At 42.0% G+C, this 25,096-nt stretch carries 23 protein-coding genes; 17 read left to right on the plus strand and 6 right to left on the minus strand.

Annotated elements, in window-relative coordinates; translation table 11 throughout:
• Window positions 1–232: 232 nt before the first annotated feature.
• From rimP to HMPREF1534_RS05550, 8 genes are all read left to right on the plus strand, one after another.
• Complete coding sequence (gene rimP, locus HMPREF1534_RS05585; protein ID WP_005942448.1) at window positions 233–700, plus strand: ribosome assembly cofactor RimP; 468 nt, start codon at window positions 233–235, stop codon at window positions 698–700.
• A 2-nt stretch (window positions 701–702) separates the two neighbouring features.
• Window positions 703–1,959 (plus strand): transcription termination factor NusA, encoded by a 1,257-nt coding sequence (gene nusA / locus HMPREF1534_RS05580; RefSeq protein WP_005942450.1) that lies wholly within the window; start codon window positions 703–705, stop codon window positions 1,957–1,959.
• A 40-nt stretch (window positions 1,960–1,999) separates the two neighbouring features.
• Window positions 2,000–4,996: a translation initiation factor IF-2 gene (gene infB, locus HMPREF1534_RS05575; RefSeq protein ID WP_005942452.1), complete on the plus strand. Its 2,997-nt coding sequence runs from the start codon at window positions 2,000–2,002 to the stop codon at window positions 4,994–4,996.
• 95 nt (window positions 4,997–5,091) lie between these two features.
• Window positions 5,092–5,595 (plus strand): CvpA family protein, encoded by a 504-nt coding sequence (locus HMPREF1534_RS05570; protein ID WP_005942454.1) that lies wholly within the window; start codon window positions 5,092–5,094, stop codon window positions 5,593–5,595.
• 3 nt (window positions 5,596–5,598) lie between these two features.
• Window positions 5,599–7,050, plus strand: a complete 1,452-nt coding sequence (gene sufB / locus HMPREF1534_RS05565) for a Fe-S cluster assembly protein SufB (RefSeq protein ID WP_005942455.1) — start codon at window positions 5,599–5,601, stop codon at window positions 7,048–7,050.
• An 18-nt stretch (window positions 7,051–7,068) separates the two neighbouring features.
• A complete protein-coding gene (gene sufC / locus HMPREF1534_RS05560; protein ID WP_005942458.1) occupies window positions 7,069–7,821 on the plus strand; it encodes a Fe-S cluster assembly ATPase SufC in 753 nt (250 codons plus the stop codon).
• Between the two features lie 2 nt (window positions 7,822–7,823).
• Entirely contained in the window at window positions 7,824–9,167 is a 1,344-nt protein-coding gene (sufD, locus tag HMPREF1534_RS05555; protein ID WP_005942462.1) for a Fe-S cluster assembly protein SufD, read from the plus strand.
• 12 nt (window positions 9,168–9,179) lie between these two features.
• On the plus strand, window positions 9,180–10,394 hold the full coding sequence (locus HMPREF1534_RS05550) for an aminotransferase class V-fold PLP-dependent enzyme (RefSeq protein ID WP_005942463.1): 1,215 nt from the start codon (window positions 9,180–9,182) through the stop codon (window positions 10,392–10,394).
• 153 nt (window positions 10,395–10,547) lie between these two features.
• Here the strand turns inward: HMPREF1534_RS05550 and HMPREF1534_RS05545 are convergent, their stop codons facing one another.
• Together HMPREF1534_RS05545 and HMPREF1534_RS05540 are read right to left on the minus strand one after the other, a co-directional pair.
• Window positions 10,548–11,153 (minus strand): LysO family transporter, encoded by a 606-nt coding sequence (locus tag HMPREF1534_RS05545; RefSeq protein ID WP_005942465.1) that lies wholly within the window; start codon window positions 11,151–11,153, stop codon window positions 10,548–10,550.
• Window positions 11,150–11,431 carry a LysO family transporter gene (locus HMPREF1534_RS05540; protein ID WP_005942467.1) on the minus strand — a complete coding sequence of 94 codons (282 nt, stop codon included), beginning with the start codon at window positions 11,429–11,431 and terminating at the stop codon, window positions 11,150–11,152. The genes HMPREF1534_RS05545 and HMPREF1534_RS05540 overlap by 4 nt, the downstream gene beginning before the upstream one ends.
• A 187-nt stretch (window positions 11,432–11,618) precedes the next feature.
• Here HMPREF1534_RS05540 and HMPREF1534_RS05535 point away from each other — a divergent pair, with 187 nt between their 5' ends.
• The 5 genes from HMPREF1534_RS05535 (at window position 11,619) to HMPREF1534_RS05520 (ending at window position 14,992) form a co-directional block, all read left to right on the plus strand.
• Complete coding sequence (locus HMPREF1534_RS05535; protein ID WP_005942469.1) at window positions 11,619–12,224, plus strand: ribonuclease HII; 606 nt, start codon at window positions 11,619–11,621, stop codon at window positions 12,222–12,224.
• 147 nt (window positions 12,225–12,371) lie between these two features.
• Window positions 12,372–12,500 carry a hypothetical protein gene (locus HMPREF1534_RS21025; RefSeq protein WP_018452338.1) on the plus strand — a complete coding sequence of 43 codons (129 nt, stop codon included), beginning with the start codon at window positions 12,372–12,374 and terminating at the stop codon, window positions 12,498–12,500.
• A gap of 336 nt (window positions 12,501–12,836) precedes the next feature.
• Complete coding sequence (locus HMPREF1534_RS05530; protein ID WP_254883569.1) at window positions 12,837–13,127, plus strand: hypothetical protein; 291 nt, start codon at window positions 12,837–12,839, stop codon at window positions 13,125–13,127.
• Window positions 13,090–14,391: a 6-bladed beta-propeller gene (locus HMPREF1534_RS05525; RefSeq protein ID WP_005942472.1), complete on the plus strand. Its 1,302-nt coding sequence runs from the start codon at window positions 13,090–13,092 to the stop codon at window positions 14,389–14,391. Before HMPREF1534_RS05530 ends, HMPREF1534_RS05525 begins: the two co-directional genes overlap by 38 nt.
• A 1-nt stretch (window position 14,392) precedes the next feature.
• Window positions 14,393–14,992, plus strand: coding sequence for a hypothetical protein (locus HMPREF1534_RS05520; RefSeq protein WP_005942473.1), 600 nt, complete (start codon window positions 14,393–14,395; stop codon window positions 14,990–14,992).
• Window positions 14,993–15,051: 59 nt separating this feature from the next.
• Here HMPREF1534_RS05520 and fucP read toward each other — a convergent pair whose 3' ends face one another.
• From fucP to HMPREF1534_RS05505, 3 genes are all read right to left on the minus strand, one after another.
• Window positions 15,052–16,365, minus strand: a complete 1,314-nt coding sequence (gene fucP / locus HMPREF1534_RS05515; protein WP_005942475.1) for an L-fucose:H+ symporter permease — start codon at window positions 16,363–16,365, stop codon at window positions 15,052–15,054.
• Window positions 16,366–16,442: 77 nt separating this feature from the next.
• Window positions 16,443–18,218, minus strand: coding sequence for an L-fucose isomerase (gene fucI / locus HMPREF1534_RS05510; protein ID WP_005942477.1), 1,776 nt, complete (start codon window positions 18,216–18,218; stop codon window positions 16,443–16,445).
• Window positions 18,219–18,271: 53 nt separating this feature from the next.
• Complete coding sequence (locus HMPREF1534_RS05505; protein ID WP_005942479.1) at window positions 18,272–19,252, minus strand: GntR family transcriptional regulator; 981 nt, start codon at window positions 19,250–19,252, stop codon at window positions 18,272–18,274.
• A gap of 365 nt (window positions 19,253–19,617) precedes the next feature.
• On the opposite strand from HMPREF1534_RS05505, the gene HMPREF1534_RS05500 reads away from it, so the two are divergent.
• The 4 genes from HMPREF1534_RS05500 to HMPREF1534_RS05485 all read left to right on the plus strand — a co-directional run bounded on the left by HMPREF1534_RS05500 (window position 19,618) and on the right by HMPREF1534_RS05485 (window position 23,546).
• Window positions 19,618–19,920, plus strand: coding sequence for a hypothetical protein (locus tag HMPREF1534_RS05500; RefSeq protein ID WP_005942481.1), 303 nt, complete (start codon window positions 19,618–19,620; stop codon window positions 19,918–19,920).
• Window positions 19,921–20,121: 201 nt separating this feature from the next.
• A complete protein-coding gene (gene gpmI, locus HMPREF1534_RS05495; RefSeq protein ID WP_005942483.1) occupies window positions 20,122–21,636 on the plus strand; it encodes a 2,3-bisphosphoglycerate-independent phosphoglycerate mutase in 1,515 nt (504 codons plus the stop codon).
• A 65-nt stretch (window positions 21,637–21,701) separates the two neighbouring features.
• Window positions 21,702–22,283: a DUF3109 family protein gene (locus HMPREF1534_RS05490; protein WP_005942484.1), complete on the plus strand. Its 582-nt coding sequence runs from the start codon at window positions 21,702–21,704 to the stop codon at window positions 22,281–22,283.
• Between the two features lie 75 nt (window positions 22,284–22,358).
• A complete protein-coding gene (locus HMPREF1534_RS05485; RefSeq protein WP_005942485.1) occupies window positions 22,359–23,546 on the plus strand; it encodes an OprO/OprP family phosphate-selective porin in 1,188 nt (395 codons plus the stop codon).
• 999 nt (window positions 23,547–24,545) lie between these two features.
• On the opposite strand, the gene HMPREF1534_RS05480 is transcribed toward HMPREF1534_RS05485, so the two are convergent.
• On the minus strand, window positions 24,546–24,932 hold the full coding sequence (locus tag HMPREF1534_RS05480; protein WP_005942488.1) for an RNA recognition motif domain-containing protein: 387 nt from the start codon (window positions 24,930–24,932) through the stop codon (window positions 24,546–24,548).
• Window positions 24,933–25,096: the final 164 nt, after the last annotated feature.

The raw sequence follows: 25,096 nt of genomic DNA on the forward strand, positions 1-25,096 counted from the left end.
GGTAAGTGAAAACGCTGACATGGCAAAAACCTGGGCAACAAAATGTTGCTCAGGAACTTATAAAAATAATTATCAATTATGTTGCGGAATTAAGGGTGTTATAAGTTTCTGCAAAACTACAATTTTTTATTAGAATATTTTGTGGCACTGATAGATAATTTGTATCTTTGCACCGAAGTGGATGAATGGTGGGGCTTGATTAAGCCCTTTTTTTGTTCTTAATAACTAATAAATGATAGATAAGAATGTAGTAACCCGGATTGTTGACGAATGGTTGGAAGGTAAAGATTACTTTTTGGTAGATGTCACAGTGACTCCGGATGACAAAATTGTAGTAGAAATTGACCATGCCGAAGGGGTGTGGATTGATGATTGTGTGGAACTCAGCCGCTACATTGAGTCTAAACTAGACCGTGAGGAGGAAGACTATGAGCTGGAAGTAGGCTCTGCCGGTATCGGACAACCTTTTAAGGTGTTGCAACAATATCTGATACACATTGGTAAAGAAGTTGAAGTGCTGACTAAGACCGGCAAGAAGTTGGAAGGTGTGTTGAAGGAGGCTGGAGAAGACAACTTTACCGTAACCATTGAGAGAAAAGTGAAACCGGAAGGAGCAAAGCGTCCCAAATTGGTGGAGGAAGACGTCACTTTTGCGTATGATGAGATAAAATACACTAAATACTTAATTAGTTTTAAATAATTATGGCCAAAAAAGAAGAAACAATCAGCTTGATTGATACATTTTCGGAATTTAAGGAATTAAAGAATATTGATAGAACAACTATGGTAAGTGTGCTCGAAGAGTCTTTCCGTAGTGTAATCGCGAAAATGTTTGGCACTGATGAAAACTACGACGTTATCGTGAACCCGGATAAGGGTGATTTCGAAATATGGCGTAACCGTGAAGTTGTTGCAGATGAGGACTTGACTAATCCGAATATGCAAATCTCACTGACAGAAGCTCAGAAGATAGATGCTTCGTATGAAGTGGGTGAGGAAGTGACCGATGAAGTAATCTTTGCCAAGTTTGGCCGCCGTGCCATCCTGAATCTTCGTCAGACATTGGCATCGAAGATTCTGGAATTGGAAAAAGATAGTTTATACAACAAATATATTGATAGGGTAGGTACTGTAATCAGTGCGGAAGTTTATCAGATTTGGAAGAAGGAAATCTTGTTGCTCGATGATGAAGGCAATGAACTGCTGCTTCCCAAGACTGAACAAATTCCGAGCGATTTCTACCGTAAAGGCGAAACGGCTCGTGCTGTAGTGGCTCGTGTAGACAATAAGAACAATAATCCAAAAATTATTCTGAGCCGTACTTCACCTGTGTTTTTGCAGCGCCTGTTCGAGATGGAAGTTCCCGAAATTAACGACGGATTGATTACCATTAAAAAAATTGCGCGTATTCCGGGCGAACGTGCAAAAATTGCAGTTGAGTCTTACGATGACCGTATCGATCCGGTAGGTGCTTGTGTTGGTGTGAAGGGTTCACGTATTCATGGAATCGTGCGCGAGTTGCGTAACGAGAATATTGACGTGATTAACTATACTTCTAACATTCAGTTGTTTATTCAGCGTGCCTTGAGCCCGGCTAAGATTTCTTCAATCGTGTTGCACGAAGAAGATAAGAAAGCTGAAGTTTATCTGAAACCGGAAGAAGTATCTTTGGCAATCGGTAAGGGTGGTATGAACATTAAGCTTGCCAGTATGCTTACTGAATATACGATTGATGTGTACCGCGAACTGGATGAAAACGCAATGGACGAAGATATCTACTTGGATGAGTTCAAGGATGAAATTGATGAGTGGGTTATCAATGCCATTAAAGGTATCGGGTTGGATACAGCTAAGGCTGTTATCAATGCTCCGCGCGAAATGTTGATTGAAAAAGCGGACCTCGAAGAAGACACGGTAGATGACGTGTTGAGAATTTTAAGAGCTGAATTTGAAGAGTAATCTTCGGCACCGGCTCGTAGTTAATAATTAAAAAACGAGTATGACGATTAGACTGAACAAAGTAACAAGAGATTTAAATGTAGGAATAACGACGGTAGTTGAATTCTTGCAAAAGAAGGGTTATACCATTGAGGCCAGCCCTAATGCGAAAATTACCGAAGAACAATATGCTGTACTTGTGAAAGAGTTCAGCACAGATAAGAATTTGAAAATAGAGTCTGAAAAATTTATTCAGGAAAGACAGAATAAGGATCGGAACAAGGCTTCCATCTCTATTGACGGTTTTGAAAAACCTAAAAAAGAAGAAGTCGTGAAAACTGTTATCCCTGAAGACGTACGCCCCAAATTCAAGCAAGTGGGCAAAATAGATTTGGACAGCTTGAACAAGCGCCCTGCTCCTAAGGTAGCCGAGCAACCGGTCTCTGTGAAGACCGAACAGCCGGTGTCCAAGAAGGAAGAGCCTGCGAAGGTTGAAGAACAGAAGGTTGAAGCTCCTCAAGAACCGGTTGTGGTAGAGGAGAAGATACAAGAGCCTGCTCCGCAACCGAAGCCTGCCCCTGTCCAAGAAGAAAAGAAAGAACCCGAAGTTCAACAAAAAGCGGAAGAACAGAAGAAACCCCAGGTGATAGAAATGGAAAAAGAAGCACCCGCAGCACCCGTTCAGGAAAAAGAAGAAGACGATATATTTAAAATTCGTCCTACTGAATTTAAATCAAAGATTAATGTAGTAGGTCAGATTGACCTGGATGCATTGAACCAGTCTACTCGTCCGAAGAAGAAATCGAAAGAGGAAAAACGGAAAGAGAGAGAAGAGAAAGATAAACAGCGTCAGGAACAGCGTAAGCAGATGAAGGACGCTATTATCAAGGAGATAAGAAAGAGCGACGAAAAAATTGCCAAACCGGGTGCCGGAAATGCAACCGATGACGGCAAGAAAAAGAAACGCAATCGTATTAATAAGGAGCGGGTAGATATTACTGCCGCCGGTAGTACGAATAACAATAATAGTAATAATAACCAGCGCAGGGATAATAACAATTCCGGTAAAGGTGGAAATAACAGACCGAATAATAACCAGAGTGGAAGCGGAAAATTTAATAAGGACCGCTTTAAGAAACCGGTTGTCAAAGCGGAAGTCAGCGATGAAGATGTAGCTAAGCAGGTAAAGGAGACTTTGGCTCGCCTGACTAACAAGACAAAGAGTAAGGCTTCTAAGTACCGTAAGGAGAAACGTGAAAGCGTGATGAACCGCCAGTTGGAGCTGGAAGAGATGGAACAGGAAGAAAGCAAGGTATTGAAGATTACCGAGTTTGTTACTGCCAATGAATTGGCAAGTATGATGGATGTTCCTGTTACTAAAGTTATCGCTACTTGTATGAGCATCGGTATCATGGTTTCTATCAATCAGCGTTTGGATGCTGAAACGATTAACCTCGTTGCCGAAGAATTCGGGTATAAAACTGAATATGTCAGCGCAGAAGTGGCACAGGCCATTACCGAAGAGGAGGATGCAGAAGAAGACTTACAACCTCGTGCTCCGATTGTTACCGTGATGGGGCATGTTGACCATGGTAAGACTTCATTGTTGGACTATATTCGTAAGGCAAATGTAATTGCAGGTGAGGCCGGTGGTATTACCCAGCATATCGGTGCATACAACGTGAAGCTGGAAGACGGACGCCGTATCACTTTCCTTGATACTCCGGGTCACGAAGCATTTACAGCGATGCGTGCCCGTGGTGCGAAAGTAACGGATATTGCTATTATTATTGTAGCTGCCGATGATAATGTGATGCCGCAAACCAAAGAAGCGATTAATCACGCTATGGCTGCCGGCGTACCTATTGTGTTTGCTATTAATAAGGTAGATAAACCGCATGCTAATCCTGATAAGATTAAAGAAGAATTGGCTGCTATGAACTTCCTTGTAGAAGAATGGGGAGGTAAATACCAGTCGCAAGATATCTCGGCAAAGAAGGGTACGGGTGTACACGAATTGCTTGAAAAAGTATTGTTGGAAGCAGAAATGCTTGATTTGAAGGCTAATCCTGACCGTAAGGCTACCGGTTCTATTATTGAGTCAACATTGGATAAGGGGCGTGGTTATGTAGCTACTATCCTTGTGTCGAACGGTACACTCCGCATGGGAGATATCGTGTTGGCAGGTACTTCATACGGTAAGGTGAAAGCTATGTTCAATGAACGCAACCAGCGCATTAAAGAAGCCGGTCCTTCTGAGCCGGTATTGATTCTGGGGCTGAATGGTGCTCCTGCCGCAGGTGATACTTTCCATGTGATTGATACCGAACAGGAAGCCCGTGAAATTGCCAATAAGCGTGAACAGTTGCAGCGTGAACAGGGCTTGCGTACTCAGAAGATGTTGACATTGGATGAAGTCGGACGCCGTTTGGCATTGGGTGATTTCCATGAGTTGAACATCATCGTTAAGGGTGACGTCGACGGTTCAGTGGAAGCATTGAGCGATTCCTTGATTAAGTTGTCTACCGAGCAGGTTCAGGTTAACGTAATCCATAAAGGTGTAGGTCAGATTTCTGAGTCTGATGTTACCTTGGCTGCAGCTTCGAATGCAATTATTGTTGGTTTCCAAGTGCGTCCTTCGAGTGCTGCTGCTAAGATGGCAGAACAAGATGGTGTAGATATCCGTAAATATTCTGTTATCTACGATGCTATCGAGGAAGTGAAGGCTGCGATGGAAGGTATGTTGGCTCCTACATTGAAGGAACAGGTAACTGCTACCATCGAAGTGCGTGAGGTGTTCAACATCAGCAAGGTAGGTATTGTTGCCGGTGCGATGGTGAAGACCGGTAAGGTGAAGCGTTCGGATAAGGCTCGTTTGATTCGTGATGGTATTGTAGTATTTACAGGTACTATCAACGCGTTGAAGCGTTTCAAGGATGATGTGAAGGAAGTCGGTACTAACTTTGAATGTGGTATCAGTTTGACAAACTGCAATGATATCAAGGTTGAAGATATCATTGAAACTTACGAAGAAGTAGAAGTTAAACAGACTCTATAATAATTTTTTCAGGTACGGATTACACGGATTTCACGGATGGTATTTATAAAAACCGTGTATTTCCGTGTAATCCGTGCCTTTTTTATATCATAAAGATGACGACAATAGATATTATTATATTGGTGGTGATAGGTGTTGGAGTGATACAGGGCTTGATGAAAGGATTTGTGAAGCAACTGGCTTCTATTGTCGGGTTGATAGCAGGACTTCTTGTGGCGCGGGCTTTATTTGCCTCCGTTGCCGAAAAGCTTGTTCCTGTTTTGGGAACATCGACCGTTATTGCCCAGATATTGGCATTTGTTCTTATTTGGGTGGCGGTGCCGTTAGGCTTTGTATTGGTTGCCTCTTTTTTGACGAAGGCTTTGGATGCCGTCCGTTTGGGATGGTTGAACCGTTGGCTGGGAAGTGGATTGGGGGCTTTGAAATATATGATACTGATAGGGTTAGCTATCCATGTATTGGAATATATTGACCCGAAAGATGAGATGATAGATGCAACAAAGAAGCAGGAGTCGGTGTTATATTATTCAATAAGAGATTTGTCCGGTATCTTTTTCCCGGTATTCAAAAATGTAACAGAACAATTAATAGAAATATAAGATATGCAAGAAGAACCCAATAAATATGTGAAAGAGCTGACGCAGGAGAAGTATAAATATGGCTTTACTACGGATGTTCACACAGATATTATAGAGAAGGGGTTGAATGAGGATGTCATTCGGTTGATTTCTGCCAAGAAAGAGGAACCGGAATGGCTGTTGGAATTCCGATTGAAAGCATACCGCCATTGGCTTACAATGGAGATGCCTACATGGGCACACCTCACGATTCCCGAAATAGATTATCAGGCTATTTCTTATTATGCCGACCCGACCAAGAAAAAGGAAGGTCCCAAGAGCTTGGATGAAGTAGATCCGGAACTGATTAAGACCTTTAATAAATTAGGTATTCCTCTGCACGAACAGCGCCAGCTGAGTGGTATGGCGGTAGATGCGGTCATGGACTCTGTATCGGTAAAAACTACTTTTCGCGAGACGTTGTTGGAGAAAGGCATTATTTTCTGTTCGTTTAGTGAGGCAGTGAAGGAACATCCGGATTTGGTACAGAAATATATGGGCTCGGTAGTGGGCTATCGTGATAATTTCTTTGCTGCATTAAACTCGGCTGTATTTAGCGATGGTTCGTTTGTGTATATTCCGAAAGGAGTACGCTGTCCTATGGAACTTTCTACTTATTTTCGCATCAATGCGGCAAATACCGGACAGTTTGAACGTACATTGATTGTGGCGGATGACGACAGTTATGTATCCTATCTGGAAGGATGTACGGCTCCGCAGCGTGATGAGAATCAGTTGCATGCTGCTATTGTGGAGATTGTGGTACACGACCGTGCCGAAGTGAAATATTCCACTGTCCAAAACTGGTATCCGGGGGATGCGGAAGGCAAAGGAGGTATTTATAACTTCGTGACCAAGCGCGGTCATTGTAAAGGAGTGGACAGTAAGTTGAGTTGGACACAGGTGGAAACAGGCTCGGCCATTACGTGGAAGTATCCGAGTTGTATCCTGAGTGGAGATAATTCTACGGCGGAATTCTATTCTGTTGCTGTAACCAATAACTATCAGCAGGCCGATACCGGTACCAAGATGATTCATCTGGGTAAAAATACACGTTCTACGATTGTGAGCAAAGGTATCAGTGCAGGTAAAAGCCAGAATTCTTATCGTGGATTGGTGCGTGTGGCAGAGAAAGCCGAGAATGCGCGTAATTACAGCCAGTGTGATTCTTTGCTTTTGGGCAGTAATTGCGGTGCACATACTTTCCCTTACATGGATATTCACAATGAAACGGCTGTGGTAGAGCATGAGGCAACGACCAGCAAAATCAGCGAAGACCAGTTGTTCTATTGTAATCAGCGCGGTATTCCGACAGAAGATGCCATCGGGCTGATTGTGAACGGTTATGCTAAAGAAGTTATCAATAAACTTCCGATGGAGTTTGCTGTGGAGGCTCAGAAGCTGTTGGCTATTTCGTTGGAAGGAAGCGTAGGATAAATAAAAAGATAAAGGATTATGTTAGAGATAAAAGATTTGCATGCCAGTATTAATGGCAAAGAAATATTGAAAGGTATTAATCTGAATATAAAGAAAGGTGAGGTTCATGCTATCATGGGACCGAATGGCTCCGGTAAGAGTACACTGTCATCTGTATTGGTAGGGAATCCGGCTTTCGAAGTGACGAAAGGTTCGGTTACATTTGGAGGAAAAGATTTATTGGCTTTGAGTCCTGAAGACCGTAGTCATGAAGGTTTGTTTCTTTCATTTCAGTATCCGGTAGAAATTCCAGGCGTGAGCATGGTGAATTTTATGCGTGCTGCGGTGAACGAAAAACGGAAGTATGAAGGTTTGGCGCCTTTGACTGCCAGCGAATTCTTAAAATTGATGCGCGAGAAGCGTGCAGTTGTCGAATTGGATAATAAGTTGGCTAATCGTTCGGTGAATGAGGGCTTTTCGGGTGGAGAAAAAAAACGTAACGAGATATTCCAGATGGCAATGCTCGAACCGAAGTTAAGTATTTTGGACGAGACGGATTCCGGATTGGATATCGATGCTTTACGTATCGTAGCGGAAGGTGTGAATAAGTTGAAAACTCCCGAAACCAGCTGTATCGTGATTACTCACTACCAACGTCTGCTGGACTACATCAAACCGGATATCGTTCATGTGCTGTACAAAGGTCGTATTGTGAAGACTGCCGGTCCTGAGCTGGCATTGGAATTGGAAAAGCGCGGTTACGATTGGATTAAAGCAGAATTAGGAGAATAATTATGAGAGCAGAACAACAATATATTGACCTCTTTTCCCAATGCGAAGCAATGATATGCAAGCATAGTGCCGAGGTGTTGAATGCTCCCCGTGCACAGGCGTTTGCTGATTTTGAACGATTGGGATTCCCTACTCGTAAACAGGAAAAGTATAAGTATATCGATGCAAGTAAGTTGTTTGAGCCTGATTATGGCTTAAATCTGAATCGACTTGATATACCTGTGAACCCATACGAAGTGTTTAAGTGTGATGTGCCTAATATGAGCACTTCCCTTTACTTTGTAGTGAACGATGCTTTCTACAATAAATCATTGACTAAGCCGCAGTTGCCGGAAGGTGTGTTGCTAGGCAGCCTGAAAGAACTGTCCGAACAACATCCTGCATTGGTAAAGAAGTATTATGGTAAGTTGGCCGATACTGCCAAGGATGGAATAACTGCCTTTAATACAACTTTTGCACAGGATGGCTTCATGCTCTACGTCCCCAAAGGGGTAGTCATAGACAAGCCGATTCAGTTGGTGAATATTCTTCGTGCAGATGTCAACTTTATGGTGAATCGCCGTATCTTGATTGTGTTGGAAGATGGGGCACAAGCCCGCCTGTTGGTATGCGACCATGCGATGGATAACGTTAACTTCCTCTCTACACAGGTGATTGAAGCTCATATCGGCGAAAATGCAGTCTTTGATTTATATGAGCTTGAAGAAACTCATACCAGCAGTGTGCGTTTCAGCAATCTGTATGTGAATCAGGAAGCCAACAGCAATGTATTGCTGAACGGAATGACCTTGCATAACGGTACTACCCGCAATACGACGGAAGTAACCTTGTCGGGACGGGGGGCCGAAATCAATCTTTGCGGCATGGCTATTGCTGATAAGAACGAGCAGGTGGACAACCATACGTTTATCGACCATAAAGTGAGTGACTGCACCAGCAACGAACTGTTCAAGTATGTGTTGGATGATCAGGCTATCGGTGCTTTTGCAGGAAAGGTTTTGGTGCGTCCGGGAGCACAGCATACCAATTCCCAACAGACTAACCGCAATCTTTGCGCCACACGTGATGCACACATGTATACTCAGCCTCAACTGGAGATTTATGCAGATGATGTGAAGTGTTCACATGGAGCAACCGTGGGACAGTTGGATGAAAATGCGTTGTTCTATATGCAGCAACGCGGTATCAGTCTTCACGAAGCCCGACTGTTGTTGATGTTTGCATTTGTGAATGAAGTAATTGACACCATCCGTCTGGAGGCGTTGAAAGACCGCCTGCACTTGTTAGTGGAAAAACGTTTCCGTGGCGAACTGAATAAGTGCCGGGGATGTGCTATGTGTAAATAGAAAGGACTAACTATGTACGATATACAGAAAATAAGAGAAGACTTTCCGATATTGGGTAGGGAAGTATATGGCAAACCGCTGATTTATTTGGACAACGGGGCAACCACACAGAAACCGCGTTGTGTCGTAGAAGCTATTACCGATGAATATTATTCGGTTAATGCCAATGTGCATCGCGGTGTGCATTTCCTTTCCCAACAGGCCACCGAGTTACACGAAGCCTCGCGTGAAACAGTCCGTAAGTTTATCAATGCACGCAGTTCGAATGAAATCGTGTTTACACGGGGAACTACTGAAAGTATCAACCTGTTGGCTTCTTCCTTTGCCGAAAGTCAGATGAAGGAAGGCAACGAGGTGATTGTTTCTACCATGGAACACCACAGTAATATCGTTCCCTGGCAGTTACAGGCTGAGAAAAGAGGTATTGTGCTGAAGGTTATCCCGATGAATGATAAAGGCGAACTGCTTATCGATGCGTATGAGAAACTTTTTTCTGAACGTACAAAATTGGTGAGTTTGGTGCATGTTAGCAATGTGCTCGGTACTGTGAATCCGGTGAAGGAGATGATTGCAACGGCTCACAGTCACGGTGTCCCTGTCTTGATAGACGGTGCGCAGAGCGTACCTCACATGAAAGTGGACGTGCAGGACTTGGATGCAGATTTCTTTGCATTTAGCGGGCATAAGATATATGGGCCTACGGGGGTAGGAGTACTCTATGGAAAGGAGGAATGGTTGGATAAACTCCCGCCTTATCAGGGAGGAGGGGAAATGATACAGAATGTCAGCTTCGAGAAAACCACTTTCAATGAACTTCCTTTTAAGTTTGAAGCCGGAACGCCTGATTATATCGGTACTACGGCATTGGCAAAAGCGCTTGATTATGTATCGGCTATCGGAATGGACAAGATTGCTGCCTATGAGAACGAATTGACAGCGTATGCCATGAAACGTTTGAAATCTATAGAAGGAATGCGCATCTTTGGTGAGGCAGAACACAAGAGCGGGGTCATTTCTTTTCTGGTAGGGAATATTCATCATTTGGATATGGGGACCTTGCTCGACCGATTGGGCATTGCCGTTCGCACCGGTCATCACTGTGCACAGCCGTTGATGATTCGTTTGGGTATAGAAGGGACAGTGCGTGCTTCTTTCGGACTTTATAATACAAAAGAGGAGGTAGAAGCTTTGGCTGCCGGCATCGAACGTGTCAGCAAAATGTTCTGATACCTTGCCTGTTATGGTGCCTTCGATTCTTCAGGCACGGATTTCATGGATTACACGGATGAATTTCTTTCTGTGTTTTCTGTGTAATCCGTGCCTGAATTATGTCTAATTGGTAAGCTTTATGGGGGTTGTTTATCCTATAGGTGGTAAAACTTATGGAAACGAACAAAATAAGGTGACCAAAAACGGTACACTAAAATCTACCACAAATCCGTGGAAAATAGAAACGACCACAAAACTTTCCCCCGCTGTCCTTGTGATAATAGGCAGGGTTGTATCCATAGTGGTTGCTCCACCGGATGATATGGGGGCAAGATTTCCAAACCATCTTACAAGCAAAGGTGCAAACAGCAGTGTAATAATCTCACGCGATATATTGGACAGTAAGGCAATAGTTCCTAATTCCGCTCCTTTATATTCGGTTATGAAGATGCTTGACAATGAATAGTAACCGAATCCGGAGCCGACAGCCAGACAATCCGATAAAGAACGGTGGGGGAGGAATAAACTGATTACTGCGCATCCTGCCAATGTGCCTAGAATGGTCATGACAGGTAAGAATATAAGCCGTGGATTGAGTGAACGGAAATTACGGAGTGTCTGCGGATCATTTCCCACGCTGATGCCCACACTGAACATTAATGCGCATAGGGCATAATAGCTTAAATTGCTTTGCGTAAAGTCGTATGGAATCAAATGATAAACTCCACACAGCGTGCCAATAATAAAAAAAGAGATAATAATCAGGCTTCCTTTCATGCTTCGCTCCTCCTGTTTCTTTTATATACCATATACCATAATGCCCAGGCAGCAGTGACGCTACCCAGTACGGCTGCCAATGTGAGGATGACAGCTTCCAAACCGATAGTATGTAATCCGTTGATAATCTCTTGATTACTACCCACATCTATTCCCAGCAGAAAAAGCAGTAACCAAATAAAAACAGTAATGACTTTGTGTATCCACGATAGTCGTTGTTTGCGTAGCAGAAAGCCGAGTAACATCCCGGCAAACATAATTCCTATAATAATAAACATATTTTTTCTTGTTTTGCTGCAAATATATGTTCTTTTCTGTAAGTGTGTGGTATACGAAATATATTTGACGTTTTTATAATAAACTGATGTTTTCTGCGACAAAATTAACCGTTTATTTTGAGACTGCCTAATGATTTTATTTTTTAAAAAGGGTATCTTTGCAGACAAGAAATAAAACAGGAATCGTATGTTATTGCCTTATTTAAATAAAGAATTGATAGAAGCCGGATGCGATGAGGCCGGTCGTGGGTGTTTGGCCGGTTCGGTTTATGCCGCTGCTGTTATCTTACCAAAAGATTTTAAAAATGAGTTGTTGAATGACTCCAAACAGTTGACCGAACATCAGCGGTATGCTCTTCGTGAAGTGATAGAAAAGGAAGCTTTGGCATGGGCAGTGGGAGTGGTGACACCTGCAGAGATTGATGAGATAAATATTTTGAATGCTTCATTTCTGGCTATGCATCGTGCTGTAGACGGATTGAAACTGAAGCCCCAACATCTGTTGATAGATGGAAATCGTTTTAAAAAGTACCAGGATGTACCGCATACCACGGTGGTGAAAGGAGATGGCAAATATCTTTCTATTGCGGCTGCATCTATTCTGGCAAAGACGTATCGTGATGACTATATGAAGGCTTTGCATGAAGAGTATCCTTATTATGACTGGAGCTCTAATAAGGGATATCCCACCAAGAAGCATCGTGCGGCCATCAGGGAATATGGCACGACTCCTTACCATCGGATGACATTCAACCTTTTGGGAGAAGATTCGCAATTATCCTTGCAGTTTTAAAGCGGACGCATTGTGATGAATACTTTATGTAGATGCAGAAGATAATCCACTTACTTTTTGGCGAATATCGAAAATTGCATTAACTATTGTCTATAATCTATTCCGGCTAGGGGAAACTTATTATGTTTATATTAGGAGAACCCGCTTATGAAAACTGTAGAAATGAACCTTGACATGCAACGTACCGAAATCATTCGGCAACCCTTTGCCACTGATAGCCCGGAAGTGATAAAGGAAGTGCGGTGTGCGCTGAGCAAAGCAATGGAAAAACCATAAAAAGAAATGTCGTAGGCATCCCGGTATCAGGCATTAAAAACTTTAGTTTTATGGCGATGAAATTAGAATTTCAACGTAATGAAACTAACTAGGATTGCAGACGGATACAGAGGTTTTGTTCTTGGGGGGCAAGAACTGTGCTACTTAGACTGATTGGCTGAAATCGCTTGTTATTTTGACTGAGATATTAAGTTCTAAATTTGTTCTTATTTTTTACGGAATGCTTTTCTGTCTTATTTCTTTTTCATATATTTGTAGAATATAGAAATATGATATACTATGAAAACAAAAAGATTTTTTTTAAGATTCATCTTAATTTTCACCGTTGGTGCAAATATGTATTTTGTATTTAAAGCCAATAGTGAAGAGATTGAAAAGCTACCGTTACTTACTGATTTGGAGGTGTTAGCTGATGATGGCAAATTTGTACGCGGTCCTCGGGGTACTAATTGGGAAGAATACACCACGGATTGTACTTATACCAAAACGTCAGGCACTTCTGTTACAATAGGGATACCGGGAACAGGGGTAACGGTGAGTGAGACTCAGACAGCCACATGGACGGAGTATAACAAAAAGGTGTGCGGATATGGAGCCGGAACATGTTTGGCATCGGCCGGATGTTGACATGAAGTATTTGTGTTTTTTTTTAATATCCATGCTCCTGCTTTCATGTTCCCGACAAAAGAGGGCAGAAACATTGTTCAGGGGCATACAGTCGGACGATTACATCTCTGAATCTTTTCATGAGGTTGCTGTTTCGGCAGGAAAAAATATCACTATTCATGCTGGTGAGTTTGACTCTGAGGGCTATTGCCTAATGCATGAATTATTTGATACGGTGATTGCTGTCCGATTGGAAACTACCGAAGAATCTTTGGTAGGGGTTGTTGATAAAGTCATTGTCGTAGACAGCTGTATGTATGTACTTGATAAGTTCAAGACCAAATCAGTAAAGCGTTTTACATTGGAAGGGAAATATCTGAATGTTATTGGGCAGTATGGGGAAGGTCCTGAGATGCAAAGGGAAGTGACTGACTTTTGTATCTCTGAAAACGAAGTTTTGATTTTAGACCAATTTCAAAGCAAAATATTCATCTATACTTTGGATGGTATTTTAAAGGATATCAGACAACTTCCTTTTTCATGTATACAATTACACCGCTTTTCTACAAACAATTATGTATTTTTTGGTATAAACGCTTTCAATTATCATTTTCCTGAAATTCTGAATTATTCCTTGTGGCAGACGGATTCTTGTTTTAAGGTGAATAACCGGTTAGCATACAAAGAAAAGGAAAAATACCAAAACATTTTAGAAAGAAACAGTCTGGCTTCATTTTCGGATACACTCTATTATAAAAAGACATGGAGTGATACTATTTTTTCAATTTCACCGGAGGGTGAAATGAAGTATGAATATATCATAGATTTAAATGGTAAGGCGGTTCCTCAAGAATTGATTAGAAAAGGGAATGAAAATATATGGCCGCGAGAGATAGAAGAAGGAAAATATGTGATAATAGATACTTATGCAATTACATCAGACTATATATATGCATCGTGTGTGCTAAAGAACTTAAACTATCACTTATTTTATCATATTGCAAGTAAAAAAACTATAATGAGACCTCTGCTGTTGAATAGCATAAACTCGATATTCCCATTTACACGACCTATTGTCGGTGCTACAGAACAATATCTTGTTGGTGCCATAGATGCAGCGTCTATATATGATTCTTTTCATGAACGTACTGAACAAGAATGGTTGGAGAAGAAGGGGTATTGTAAAGGCAAAGTTACAAATATAGGGGATAATCTCATTCCTTTCTGCAAAGATTTGAAGATGGATGATAATCCAATAATCTTATTGTATTATTTCAAGAAATAAAATGAAAAAGAGTTTTGCCATATTTATTATCGTTTCTTTAATGTTAGGCAGTTTTTTATCTGTCCACCCGGATAAGAATGGCAGAATGAGCTACAACAGTTATTCTTTAGAAAAAGAAATATTGTATTTGCTACGTGAAGAACAATTTGAGCTTCTTGGTAATGAAGGCTCAGTATTGGATTCCAATAAGATTATTTATGATGTTAACAATAAGGAATACACTTTAAGCAATGTGATAAAAGAGGGTGGAAGGATAATTATACGGTATTCTGAATTAAATTGTAATGTATGTATAGATAGTCTGTTTTCCTGCATTGATAATCATTTGAACAAAAAGGAGAAACAACAAATTCATATACTGGCTTCTTATCATAATCGAAATGATTTATTAATATTCAAACGTATTAATAATTTGTCCTATCCTATCTATAGGATAGATTCCTTGGGTATTTCATTGGAAAATCTAAATGAGCCATTTATTTTTGTATTAAATAAAGATTACTCCATAAGTCATCTTTTTATTCCACATAAAGAGAGGCCACAAGACACCCGAAGGTATCTAAATATCGTCTTATCCTACATTGAAACAATGCATTTATAATATCTCTCCGACCGAGAAATCATCACGCTATTGATTGCTGATTTCTCGGTCGGGGGGCTTTAATATTGCCCTCGTCTGTAAGAGCGATGTCCATAAATGACAATCACCACAAAACAAATGAACGGCAGGATAAATGATAGGTTTACCGCAGGCATATTCCAAAGCGTATGCATGTCGATGATGCTTGCTTGTAACGGGGGAAGCACCGAACCGCCCAGAATTGCCATAATCAAACCGGCAGCACCGAACTTGGCATCATCTCCTAAGCCGGTCAAAGCGATACCGTAGATTGTGGGGAACATCAATGACATGCAGGCGGAGACTGCTACCAGGCAATACATACCCCAAATATTTTGGAAGAAAATAACACCTGCCGTGAAGAAACATCCTGCCACTGCAAGTATGGCCAGAAGTTTTCCGGGATTGAGATAACGTAAGATGAAGGTACATACAAATCGGCTGATGCAGAAGATAATCATTGCAATGATATTATACTCTTGTGAGAGTACTTCTGCTGCCTTCTCTTCCATACCTTGTGACATAAATAAATGAGTGCCGTATTGGATGATGAAAGTCCAGCACATGATTTGGGCACCGACATAGAAGAATTGTGCCACAACTCCTTCCCGATAGTGGGGAATGGAGAAAATACGTTTAAGGGTGGGGCCGAGATTAATACTGTGTGACTGGTCGCCGTTCTTTGGCATTTTAGTAAAGCGAATCACCAAAAGCATGATAAATATGACGATTCCAATGGTGAGGTAAGGAGCTATCAATACCGAAAGGTCGGAATCCCGTACCGCGGCAAACTCGGTTGGAGTCAGCTGTGCACGTTCTGCCGTGTCCATCGGATTGAGTTTTGCCTGAATGAAATTCATGGCCACATACATGCCCAGCAGGGAGCCCATGGGATTAAAAGACTGAGCCAGATTGAGCCGTCGGGTGGCGGTGGCTTCTGTTCCCATCGACAAAATATATGGATTGGAACTGGTCTCCAAGAATGAGAGTCCGCAAGTCAGAATGAAATAAGCCAATAAGAAAGGATAATAACTGCCTGTCATTTTTGCAGGGAAGAATAGGAGGGCTCCTACGGCATAAAGACTTAGTCCTAGAAGAATGCCTGCCTTATAGGAATATTTGCGAATGAACATTGCTGCCGGAAATGCCATGGCGAAATATCCTCCGTAGAAGGCAACTTGTACCAAGGCACCGTCAGTGACGCTCATTCGGAAAATCTTAGAGAAAGCCTTTACCATCGGATTGGTAATGTCATTGGCAAATCCCCACAAGGCAAAGCAGCAGGTGACTAGTATAAAAGGCAATATATAGCTGACTCCGTCTTTATGCAAAATAGGTTGGTCTGTATCTTTCATGGTTTGTTTTTTCAAAGTATAATAGGGTATTCATTGACTGTCAGGACACAATACTTTGTGTCCTGACAGTGTAATTGTTATTTATAGATAGGTCCGTAAGTAGCGCAAGCTCTGTAGTCCGAACCTTCTTTATCCATACCGAAAGCATTCCATGCTGCCGGGCGGAAAATCTTATCGTCTTCTATATTATGCATACATACCGGGATGCGGAGCATAGAAGCCAGTGTGATAAGGTCTTGTCCGATATGACCGTAACTGATGGCACCGTGGTTTGCACCCCAGTTGTTCATTACTGAATATACATCTCTGAATGCCGGTTTGTCGAACAAGCGCGGAACGAACCAGGTGGTAGGCCAAGTAGGGTCGGTACGCATATTCAATATATTGTGGATTTCCGGATCAATGTCTACTGTCCATCCTTCGGCCAATTGCAATACGGGACCAAGGCCTTTGACCAGGTTGAGACGCATCATAGTTACAGGCATACCGCCTTTTGAAAGGAAGTTGGAAGAGAAACCGCCACCACGGAAATAATCGCGGTCTGCCGGATACCAGGTTGTTGCCTTCAGGCAGGCTTCCATATCCGCTTCGGTCATTTCCCAATTGGGCTTCATGCAAGGTTCTCCGGCGGCATTACGGCTTTCGCCGGTAGCATCCAATGTCGTTGCGCCTGAGTTGATAAGGTGGATAATACCATTCTGAGCCATTCCGGTCAGTTCTTTGCCTGTGACGCGTTTTACAGCTTCGGGGCTCCAATAAGTGCGGATGTCCGAGAACATCTGACCACAGCCGCTCAGCAAGTGACCGAATAACATGGCAACACCGTTGCAGGCATCGTTTTCGGTTGCCAAGACAAAGGCTTCGCGGATACCGTTCCAGTCGAAAGTAGTGTTTAGCAATGCTTCGGTAAAGTCACCGTTAGGTTTCCAGTCTGTCCATTGGCGTTGTCCTTGGAAGCCGGCAGCAATGGCATTGTGTCCGATGGCTTCTTCTTTATATCCCATCTCGCGCAGTTTGGGGTTGCCGGTCATCAGGTCGCGCATGATGAGGGTCATCTTGACAATGAATTCCCAGTCCTGATCTTTCTGTTCACGGGTTTTACGTTTTTCGGGACGGTTCTTAAAGTCTTCACCTTCATTGGACTTACAATATTTTTCAGTCCATGCCATTGCTTTGGCATACTCTTCGTGGTCGTAAATACCTTCTTCCATGCGGCGCAGGATTTCTGTTTCATCCACACTTTCATTGCGGATACCCAAATATTCTTGGAAGAAGTTTGGGTCTACGATAGAACCGGCGATACCCATGCAGACACTGCCGAAAGAAAGATAGCTCTTTCCACGCATATTGGCAACAGCCATGGCAGCGCGGGCAAAACGCAACAGTTTTTCGGCTACATCTGCCGGAATGGTATTGTCATCCAAATCTTGTACATCATGTCCGTAGATGCCAAAAGCAGGAAGACCTTTCTGCGCATGTCCTGCCAATACTGCTGCCAGATATACGGCTCCCGGACGTTCTGTTCCGTTGAATCCCCATACGGCTTTGGGCCAATGCGGGTTCATGTCCATTGTTTCGGAACCATAGCACCAGCAACTGGTTACGGTGATGGTGGCTCCTACGCCTTCGCGTTCAAATTTCTCGGCACAGGCGGCGCTTTCGCCTACACGTCCGATGGTGCTGTCGGCAATGACACATTCCACGGGACTGCCGTCACCATTCTTCAGGTTAGTAGAAATCAGTTCGGCAACAGCTTTTGCCAAATTCATAGTCTTTTCTTCAAGGCTTTCACGAACACCGCCCTGGCGGCCGTCGATAGTGGGACGAATCCCGATTTTCGGATACTTTTTCATGATATTGTTGATAATAAGTTTTTAACTATATGCTTTTTATTCCTGTTTTTCTGTTATAAAGAATGCCTGATGTGTACTTCTGTCGGCAGGTATTCTTTTATTTCTTTGCCGGACAGAACAAAATCTGCTGCCAGCTTTCCCATTTGCTCCCAGTCAATACTTATGGAAGTGATGCCTTGATCGATTACTTCATAAGAGGGAGTGTCATTGTAAGCCAATACTCCGAAATCGCTTCCGCATTTTAATCCTTCGGCGCGACTTTTCTTAATGATATTTACCACATCTATCTGGCGTATGACTATATATGCTTCTCCTTTCTTTATGTTTATTTCATCGGTATTGTCAATAATTTCTCCTTTCAGTTGTTTCTCACGGCAAAACTTTATAAAATACCTGCCACTGCTGCCGGGATGTTTGCTTTCGCTGGGAAGCAAAAGGATGAGTCTTTCATATTTGCCCAATTGCTTTTCCAGACAGTTCAATGCCTGATAAAATCCATCATCAAAATCCTGGCATACATACGAATATTCCTTTTTATCGAATTTTCCGAAGTCCAGTAGCAATAGTTTGGACGGCTCTATCTTATAAAGATTGCTGGAGAACTTTTCATTGTCGAAGTTCATCACGATATATTTGTTGTATCTTCCCGATGATTCGCGGATAATGGTGTTGAACAGTCTTTCATTATATTGGTGGAAAAGCAGGTCCACTTTATAATTAATCGATAATTTCTTGATGAAACTGTTGTAAAGTGAATATTTGAATTGGGAGTATTCATCCAGCAGCAATAAAATATTCTTCAGTTTGTTAGTGACATAGTACCCTTTTCCGGGAGTGGAATCAATCATGCCGCGATCTTTCAAGTCGATAAAAGCTTTGAATACTGTATCTCTCGAAACATGATAATTACGGCTTAATTGATTGATAGAGGGCAATGCACTGTCTGATTTATAGGTACCCATGGAGATTTCTTGGCTGATTAAATCTGCCAATTGTTTTACTTTCGTTGTCTGTTGTCCAAAGGTTATTTTCATGTGCTATTCAAGAATTTAATTCAGACGCCAACTGTGCTGAACTGTCCCGATGCAAAGGAATGTAATTTATTTATAAACAACAATATGATTTGGTATGTTTTGCAACACGGTTTTGCAGAGATTAATCATTATATTTATCTTTTGCAGGAATAATATCTTAAATTGTGTTGGATGATATGTGGCAATTGGTTACGTTTGTCACTTGGGTCGATATTAAAATGAGTCAAACACTTTAAAGGTGATGAGAAACCTCTATTTATTAATCCTGTTCTTGGGATTGTCCTTTGAAACTCTTCAGGTACACGCACTGAACAAAGAGCAGTTCGGGCAAAAGTCTGAACGTTGTTATCGACAAAGAAAATGAGATGGAAGTTTTGACGGATTCTGTGGATGCTACCCGTGGGGCAGAGCATTTACAATGGGCAAAGAAACTTTATCAGGTTGCTTTGGAAAAGAAAGACGAGTATCACAAAGAAGAGGCTTTGCGTGAGATTATGGCTTATTATGTGACCTTGAAGAACTATTCTGAACTGTATCAACCAAATAACGGAAGAAGGACGCGTCGTTGTTTCTTATTGCTTAAATCCGGAGAAGAATGTAGCTTCGGTTTTGATAGCCGGAACAGGAAATATATCTGTCGCCGGTGCAGTCTCTGCAGGTACCAATGATGATGTGACTTGGCTCGTATGCAAAATGATTGCTGAATGCATGAATGCTCATTTATGGAAAGATGAAGAATTTAAAGACGGGTTGCGTTTTATCTTCGAACTTCCACAATAAAAAAAAAGTGAAACATGATTCATTGACAGGGCTTTTTTGTACCTTTGCACCTGTAAAAGCAAGGATAAACTTTAAACAAAAATAAGATTATGAGCAAAAAAGCCCTTTTAATGATTCTTGATGGCTGGGGTATCGGCGACCAAGGTAAAGACGATGTAATCTTTAATACTCCTACTCCTTATTGGGATAGTCTGTTGGCTGATTATCCGCACTCTGAGTTGCAGGCTAGCGGTGAAAATGTTGGTTTGCCTGACGGACAAATGGGTAACTCTGAGGTGGGACACTTGAATATCGGTGCCGGACGTATCGTTTACCAAGATTTGGTAAAGATTAACCGTGCTTGTGCTGACAATAGCATCATGAAGAATCCTGAGATTGTTTCTGCTTTTTCATACGCTAAAGAAAACGGTAAGAATATTCACTTCATGGGATTGACTTCCAATGGTGGTGTACACAGTTCATTTGATCACTTATTCAAGCTTTGTGATATCGCTAAAGAATATGGCCTTGAGAATACATTTATTCACTGTTTCATGGATGGTCGTGATACAGACCCGAAGAGTGGTAAAGGTTTTATCGAACAACTGACTGCACATTGCGAACAGTCAGCCGGAAAGATTGCCTCTATCGTAGGTCGTTTCTATGCTATGGACCGTGACAAGCGTTGGGAACGTGTGAAAGAAGCATACGATTTATTGGTTGAAGGTAAAGGAAAGCAAGCAGCCGACATGGTGCAGGCTATGCAGGAATCATACGATGAAGGTGTTACCGATGAATTTATCAAACCCATCAACAACTCTACGGTAGATGGTACCATCAAGGAAGGTGATGTGGTTATCTTCTTCAATTATCGTAATGACCGTGCTAAAGAATTAACAGTTGTACTGACTCAGCAGGATATGCCTGAACAGGGTATGCATACTATTCCGGGCTTGCAGTTCTATTGCATGACTCCGTATGATGCATCATTTAAGGGCGTTCACATTTTGTTTGATAAAGAAAATGTTCAGAACACATTGGGCGAATACTTGGCTGCCAACGGCAAAACTCAGCTTCATATTGCAGAAACAGAGAAGTATGCCCATGTAACTTTCTTCTTCAATGGTGGTCGTGAAACTCCGTATGATGCTGAAGAGCGTATTCTGGTTCCGTCTCCGAAGGTGGCTACTTACGACTTGAAACCCGAAATGAGCGCTTACGAAGTGAAAGATAAGTTGGTGGAAGCTATCAATACTCAAAAGTTCGATTTCATTGTAGTTAACTATGCTAACGGTGATATGGTAGGTCATACCGGTATTTACGGAGCTATTGAAAAGGCTGTAAAGGCTATTGACGAATGTGTGAAAGATACAGTGGAAGCTGCTAAGGCTAATGGCTATGAAGTGATTATCATTGCTGACCACGGTAATGCCGATCATGCACTGAATGAAGATGGTACACCTAATACTGCTCACTCTTTGAATCCTGTTCCGTTTGTATATGTGACAGAGAACAAGAATGCCAAAGTGGAAAATGGTGTATTGGCAGATGTTGCTCCTTCTATTTTGCATATTCTGGGCATGGCTCAGCCGGCCGACATGACTGGAAAAGATTTGATTAAGTAATATAATAAACCCGATAAACGAAGCGGGAGAACTTTTGCGTCTCCCGCTTTTTTAGTTGTAATAAGATGATTCAGATAGATGATGTTGTAATATCTTTGGACGTGTTTCGTGAAAAGTTTCTATGCAATTTGGATGCTTGCAAAGGTGAATGTTGTATAGAAGGCGATGCCGGCGCTCCGGTAGAACTGGATGAGGTGGAGAAGTTGGAAGAAGTACTTCCGGTTATTTGGGAGGAATTGTCTCCCGAGGCACGTGCCGTGATAGATAAACAGGGAGTCGTTTATACCGATGAAGAGGGCGACTTGGTGACTTCCATTGTCAATCACAAGGATTGTGTCTTTACCTGTTATGATGAAAAGGGATATTGCTATTGTGCTATTGAGAAAGCCTATCGAGCCGGAAAGACTGATTTTTATAAACCGGTTTCTTGCCATCTTTATCCCATACGCATCGGTGATTATGGTCCTTATAAGGCTGTGAACTATCACCGTTGGGATGTCTGCAAGGCTGCTGTTTTGTTGGGAAAGAAAGAGAACTTGCCTGTTTATAAGTTTTTGAAGAAACCATTGATTCGTAAGTTTGGCGAAGAATGGTATAAAGAAATGGAAATAGCAGCCGAAGAGCTTGAAAGGAGAGGGCTGATTTAATTCAGTCCGCCTTACTATTTGCCGGGAGGGAGGTCGGCAATCGTTTTTGTTAAATCTAATACTAAGAAATATATTATGAAAAGAACATTCTTGTCATGCTGTATCCTGTTGTGCACTTTATGTTCTGTTTGCGCACAAGAGCAGCCTTTAATCAGTCCGGATGATTCCATCCGAAGTTTGTTAGGGCGTATATTCCCTAATACTAATCCCAATCTTTCGGCACATATGAATTTAGAGTTTTACACTTCGGGAGCCGCTTATTTTACAGATGGCAATCTGGATGAGGCTGCTTTTAAGCTGAACCGTGTGCGTTTGGAAATATTGGGTTCTTTTACAAAGGACTTTTCTTATCATTTTCGTCAGTCTTTTAATAAATACAGTAATCCGCACTCGCTGGATAATCTGTCCTCTTCTATCGAATATGCGTATATGAACTGGAAAATGTCTGATAGGTTCAACCTGACAGTGGGTAAGCAGTTTCTCTCTTTGGGCGGTTATGAATATTATGTAAATGCCATCAAAGTGAGGGAATTCAGTGAGTTTAATGATAATGTACCTGCTTATCAGGCAGGAGTAACAGGCACATTCAATTTCTCACCGACTCAAGAGTTGGTGTTGCAAGTGCTTAATAATCGTAACGGTGAAGATAATGATACTTACGTCTATGGGCTTCCTGCCGGAGTCAACAAGACAAAGATTCCTATTATAACCACTTTGAATTGGAATGGTCTTTTTGTAGATAAAGCACTTCAACTGAGGTATGCTGCTGCATGGGGACAACTGGCCGAGGGCAAGAATATTTATTACCTGACTGCGGGAAATGTGTATGAGAAAGGTCCGGTTATTGCCTATATTGATGTGATGTATTCTCGCGAAGGGCTGGATAGTAAAGGCATAATCAGTGATTTGCAAGGTCCGGCCGTGGTTACTCCTGCTACAGCCGAGAATGCAGAATACTTCAGCACCATTGCCAATTTTGATTATCGTATTCATCCCAATTGGAATGTGTATGTCAAAGGAGCATACGAAACGGCAAGTGTTTACAAGGCAAACGGCATCTTTGAGAAAGGTCTTTACCGTACTACCTGGAATGCTCAAGCTTGTGTGGAGTATTTCCCGATGCGTAATCGTGAATTGCTGATCTTTGCTCACATGCTTTATAAAGGTCATCATTTGACAGACCGTGCCAAGGCGTTGGGAGCAGTGAGCCCCGATACTCAGCGCTTTTCCATCGGCTTGGTGTATACGATTCCGGTCTTTTAGCCCCCTTCTTTCTGCTACAAACGGTTGGTGATAATTGCTGTTACTTCCGCTTCCCTGCTTACTTCCGATAGTGGCTCCGAATGTATAGGAAGCTCCTATCGTGACAGAAGTAGGGCTGTACGAGTTGCTGATATTCATTCTTTCACGCTACATGATAGAAAGAAAAAAAGCGAACAGTAAACCTACCAACCATTCTATTTTAAGGATTGTCGAACCATTCAAAAATAATCCGACAATCCATTCTAAATTATTTAAATCGTACCACTGCATGCAGGTCCACCTCCCCACTGAGATGAGCTTTTTACACAATACTCGCTACTACCGTTTACATCTCCACTACAAACGCCTGTATTTTTGGAAGGGTCTGAAAACTAACCTCGCAACCCGCCAACGCTTCCACATCAGCCAAAGCTCAATCAGACATTATATCCGATTTCTGAACGTTATACATCTCTTCGCTTCATAATAATTAAAGAAAAACTGTTCCAAGACTGATTGTTCAACATTAAAAGCATATACAGAACCTGACAGTTTGCGGAAAATGCATTCAAACTGATTCATCTTGTTGATTGACAGCTTGTCGCAATACCTTCTTTTTTTCATCATTCACCCCCTAACCGTTCGTTCTTATAAAGCAGCTGCATGGCTCGTGCATAAAGTTGGCGGTCATTTATGTGTGCCTATTCCCCTGTTCCTTAGTTGCTTTGTACCTGTTTTCAGGTTCATGATTGCTTAGCCACCTAGGTGGTTAAGTCTAACCACGAGGGTGGTTAAAGTTAACCACCAAGGTGACTATACTTAACCACGGACGTGGTTAAGCAATCGCAATATGCTTTTCTCCAAACCATAAGAGTAGGGAAGAGCATGCTTAAAGGTAAGTAAATGGGAATTACCCCTTTGGGGAAATGCTGATATGACGTGGAAAATATAAAAACAAACGTGCGAAGATACTGAAAAGTATCTCCGCACGTTTGATATATGGAGTGAGGAATCTACAGATTAATATCTGTTTCTTCCGCCACCGTAATTGTTGTCTCTATTACCACCGCCGTAGTTGTTGTCTCTGTTGCCATATCCACCGCCACGGTTTCCGCCATGGTATCCACCGCCACCGTTGTTGTTATAGCTTCGACGCGGTCCTTCTGTCTTGGGACGTGCTACTGATACTGATAATGTTTTTCCGTCAACTTCTGCGCCGTTTAGTGCTTCGATTGCTTTGTTTCCGGCTTCATCTTCTGCCATTTCAACAAATCCATATCCTTTGGAACGGCCTGTTTCTCTGTCCATGATGACTTTGGCTGAAACTACTTCTCCATACTCTGCAAATAATTCTTCTAATTCGGCTTCGCTCAAATTATAGCTCAGTCCTGCAATAAAAATGTTCATTTTAAAATAAATGTTTTAATAATAAAATAGGGAAATTATGCGATAAGGAATCTTATGAAGATAAACATTTCTACATTAGTCACCATGCGAATAAAGTTGGAAAAGTAATATTGTTCTTCTATGAGAATACTTAATGCTCGGCAAATGTACATAATAAGATTTGA

This window comes from Phocaeicola massiliensis B84634 = Timone 84634 = DSM 17679 = JCM 13223, from assembly GCF_000382445.1.
Lineage (GTDB): Bacteria > Bacteroidota > Bacteroidia > Bacteroidales > Bacteroidaceae > Phocaeicola > Phocaeicola massiliensis.

Bases quoted from the DNA above. Each gene is read 5' to 3' on its own strand.
- rimP (WP_005942448.1), top strand. From the start codon at position 233: ATGATAGATAAGAATGTAGTAACCCGGATTGTTGACGAATGGTTGGAA.
- nusA (WP_005942450.1), top strand. From the start codon at position 703: ATGGCCAAAAAAGAAGAAACAATCAGCTTGATTGATACATTTTCGGAA.
- infB (WP_005942452.1), top strand. From the start codon at position 2,000: ATGACGATTAGACTGAACAAAGTAACAAGAGATTTAAATGTAGGAATA.
- HMPREF1534_RS05570 (WP_005942454.1), top strand. From the start codon at position 5,092: ATGACGACAATAGATATTATTATATTGGTGGTGATAGGTGTTGGAGTG.
- sufB (WP_005942455.1), top strand. From the start codon at position 5,599: ATGCAAGAAGAACCCAATAAATATGTGAAAGAGCTGACGCAGGAGAAG.
- sufC (WP_005942458.1), top strand. From the start codon at position 7,069: ATGTTAGAGATAAAAGATTTGCATGCCAGTATTAATGGCAAAGAAATA.
- sufD (WP_005942462.1), top strand. From the start codon at position 7,824: ATGAGAGCAGAACAACAATATATTGACCTCTTTTCCCAATGCGAAGCA.
- HMPREF1534_RS05550 (WP_005942463.1), top strand. From the start codon at position 9,180: ATGTACGATATACAGAAAATAAGAGAAGACTTTCCGATATTGGGTAGG.
- HMPREF1534_RS05545 (WP_005942465.1), bottom strand. From the start codon at position 11,153: ATGAAAGGAAGCCTGATTATTATCTCTTTTTTTATTATTGGCACGCTG.
- HMPREF1534_RS05540 (WP_005942467.1), bottom strand. From the start codon at position 11,431: ATGTTTATTATTATAGGAATTATGTTTGCCGGGATGTTACTCGGCTTT.
- HMPREF1534_RS05535 (WP_005942469.1), top strand. From the start codon at position 11,619: ATGTTATTGCCTTATTTAAATAAAGAATTGATAGAAGCCGGATGCGAT.
- HMPREF1534_RS21025 (WP_018452338.1), top strand. From the start codon at position 12,372: ATGAAAACTGTAGAAATGAACCTTGACATGCAACGTACCGAAATCATT.
- HMPREF1534_RS05530 (WP_254883569.1), top strand. From the start codon at position 12,837: ATGTATTTTGTATTTAAAGCCAATAGTGAAGAGATTGAAAAGCTACCG.
- HMPREF1534_RS05525 (WP_005942472.1), top strand. From the start codon at position 13,090: ATGGAGCCGGAACATGTTTGGCATCGGCCGGATGTTGACATGAAGTAT.
- HMPREF1534_RS05520 (WP_005942473.1), top strand. From the start codon at position 14,393: ATGAAAAAGAGTTTTGCCATATTTATTATCGTTTCTTTAATGTTAGGC.
- fucP (WP_005942475.1), bottom strand. From the start codon at position 16,365: ATGAAAGATACAGACCAACCTATTTTGCATAAAGACGGAGTCAGCTAT.
- fucI (WP_005942477.1), bottom strand. From the start codon at position 18,218: ATGAAAAAGTATCCGAAAATCGGGATTCGTCCCACTATCGACGGCCGC.
- HMPREF1534_RS05505 (WP_005942479.1), bottom strand. From the start codon at position 19,252: ATGAAAATAACCTTTGGACAACAGACAACGAAAGTAAAACAATTGGCA.
- HMPREF1534_RS05500 (WP_005942481.1), top strand. From the start codon at position 19,618: ATGGAAGTTTTGACGGATTCTGTGGATGCTACCCGTGGGGCAGAGCAT.
- gpmI (WP_005942483.1), top strand. From the start codon at position 20,122: ATGAGCAAAAAAGCCCTTTTAATGATTCTTGATGGCTGGGGTATCGGC.
- HMPREF1534_RS05490 (WP_005942484.1), top strand. From the start codon at position 21,702: ATGATTCAGATAGATGATGTTGTAATATCTTTGGACGTGTTTCGTGAA.
- HMPREF1534_RS05485 (WP_005942485.1), top strand. From the start codon at position 22,359: ATGAAAAGAACATTCTTGTCATGCTGTATCCTGTTGTGCACTTTATGT.
- HMPREF1534_RS05480 (WP_005942488.1), bottom strand. From the start codon at position 24,932: ATGAACATTTTTATTGCAGGACTGAGCTATAATTTGAGCGAAGCCGAA.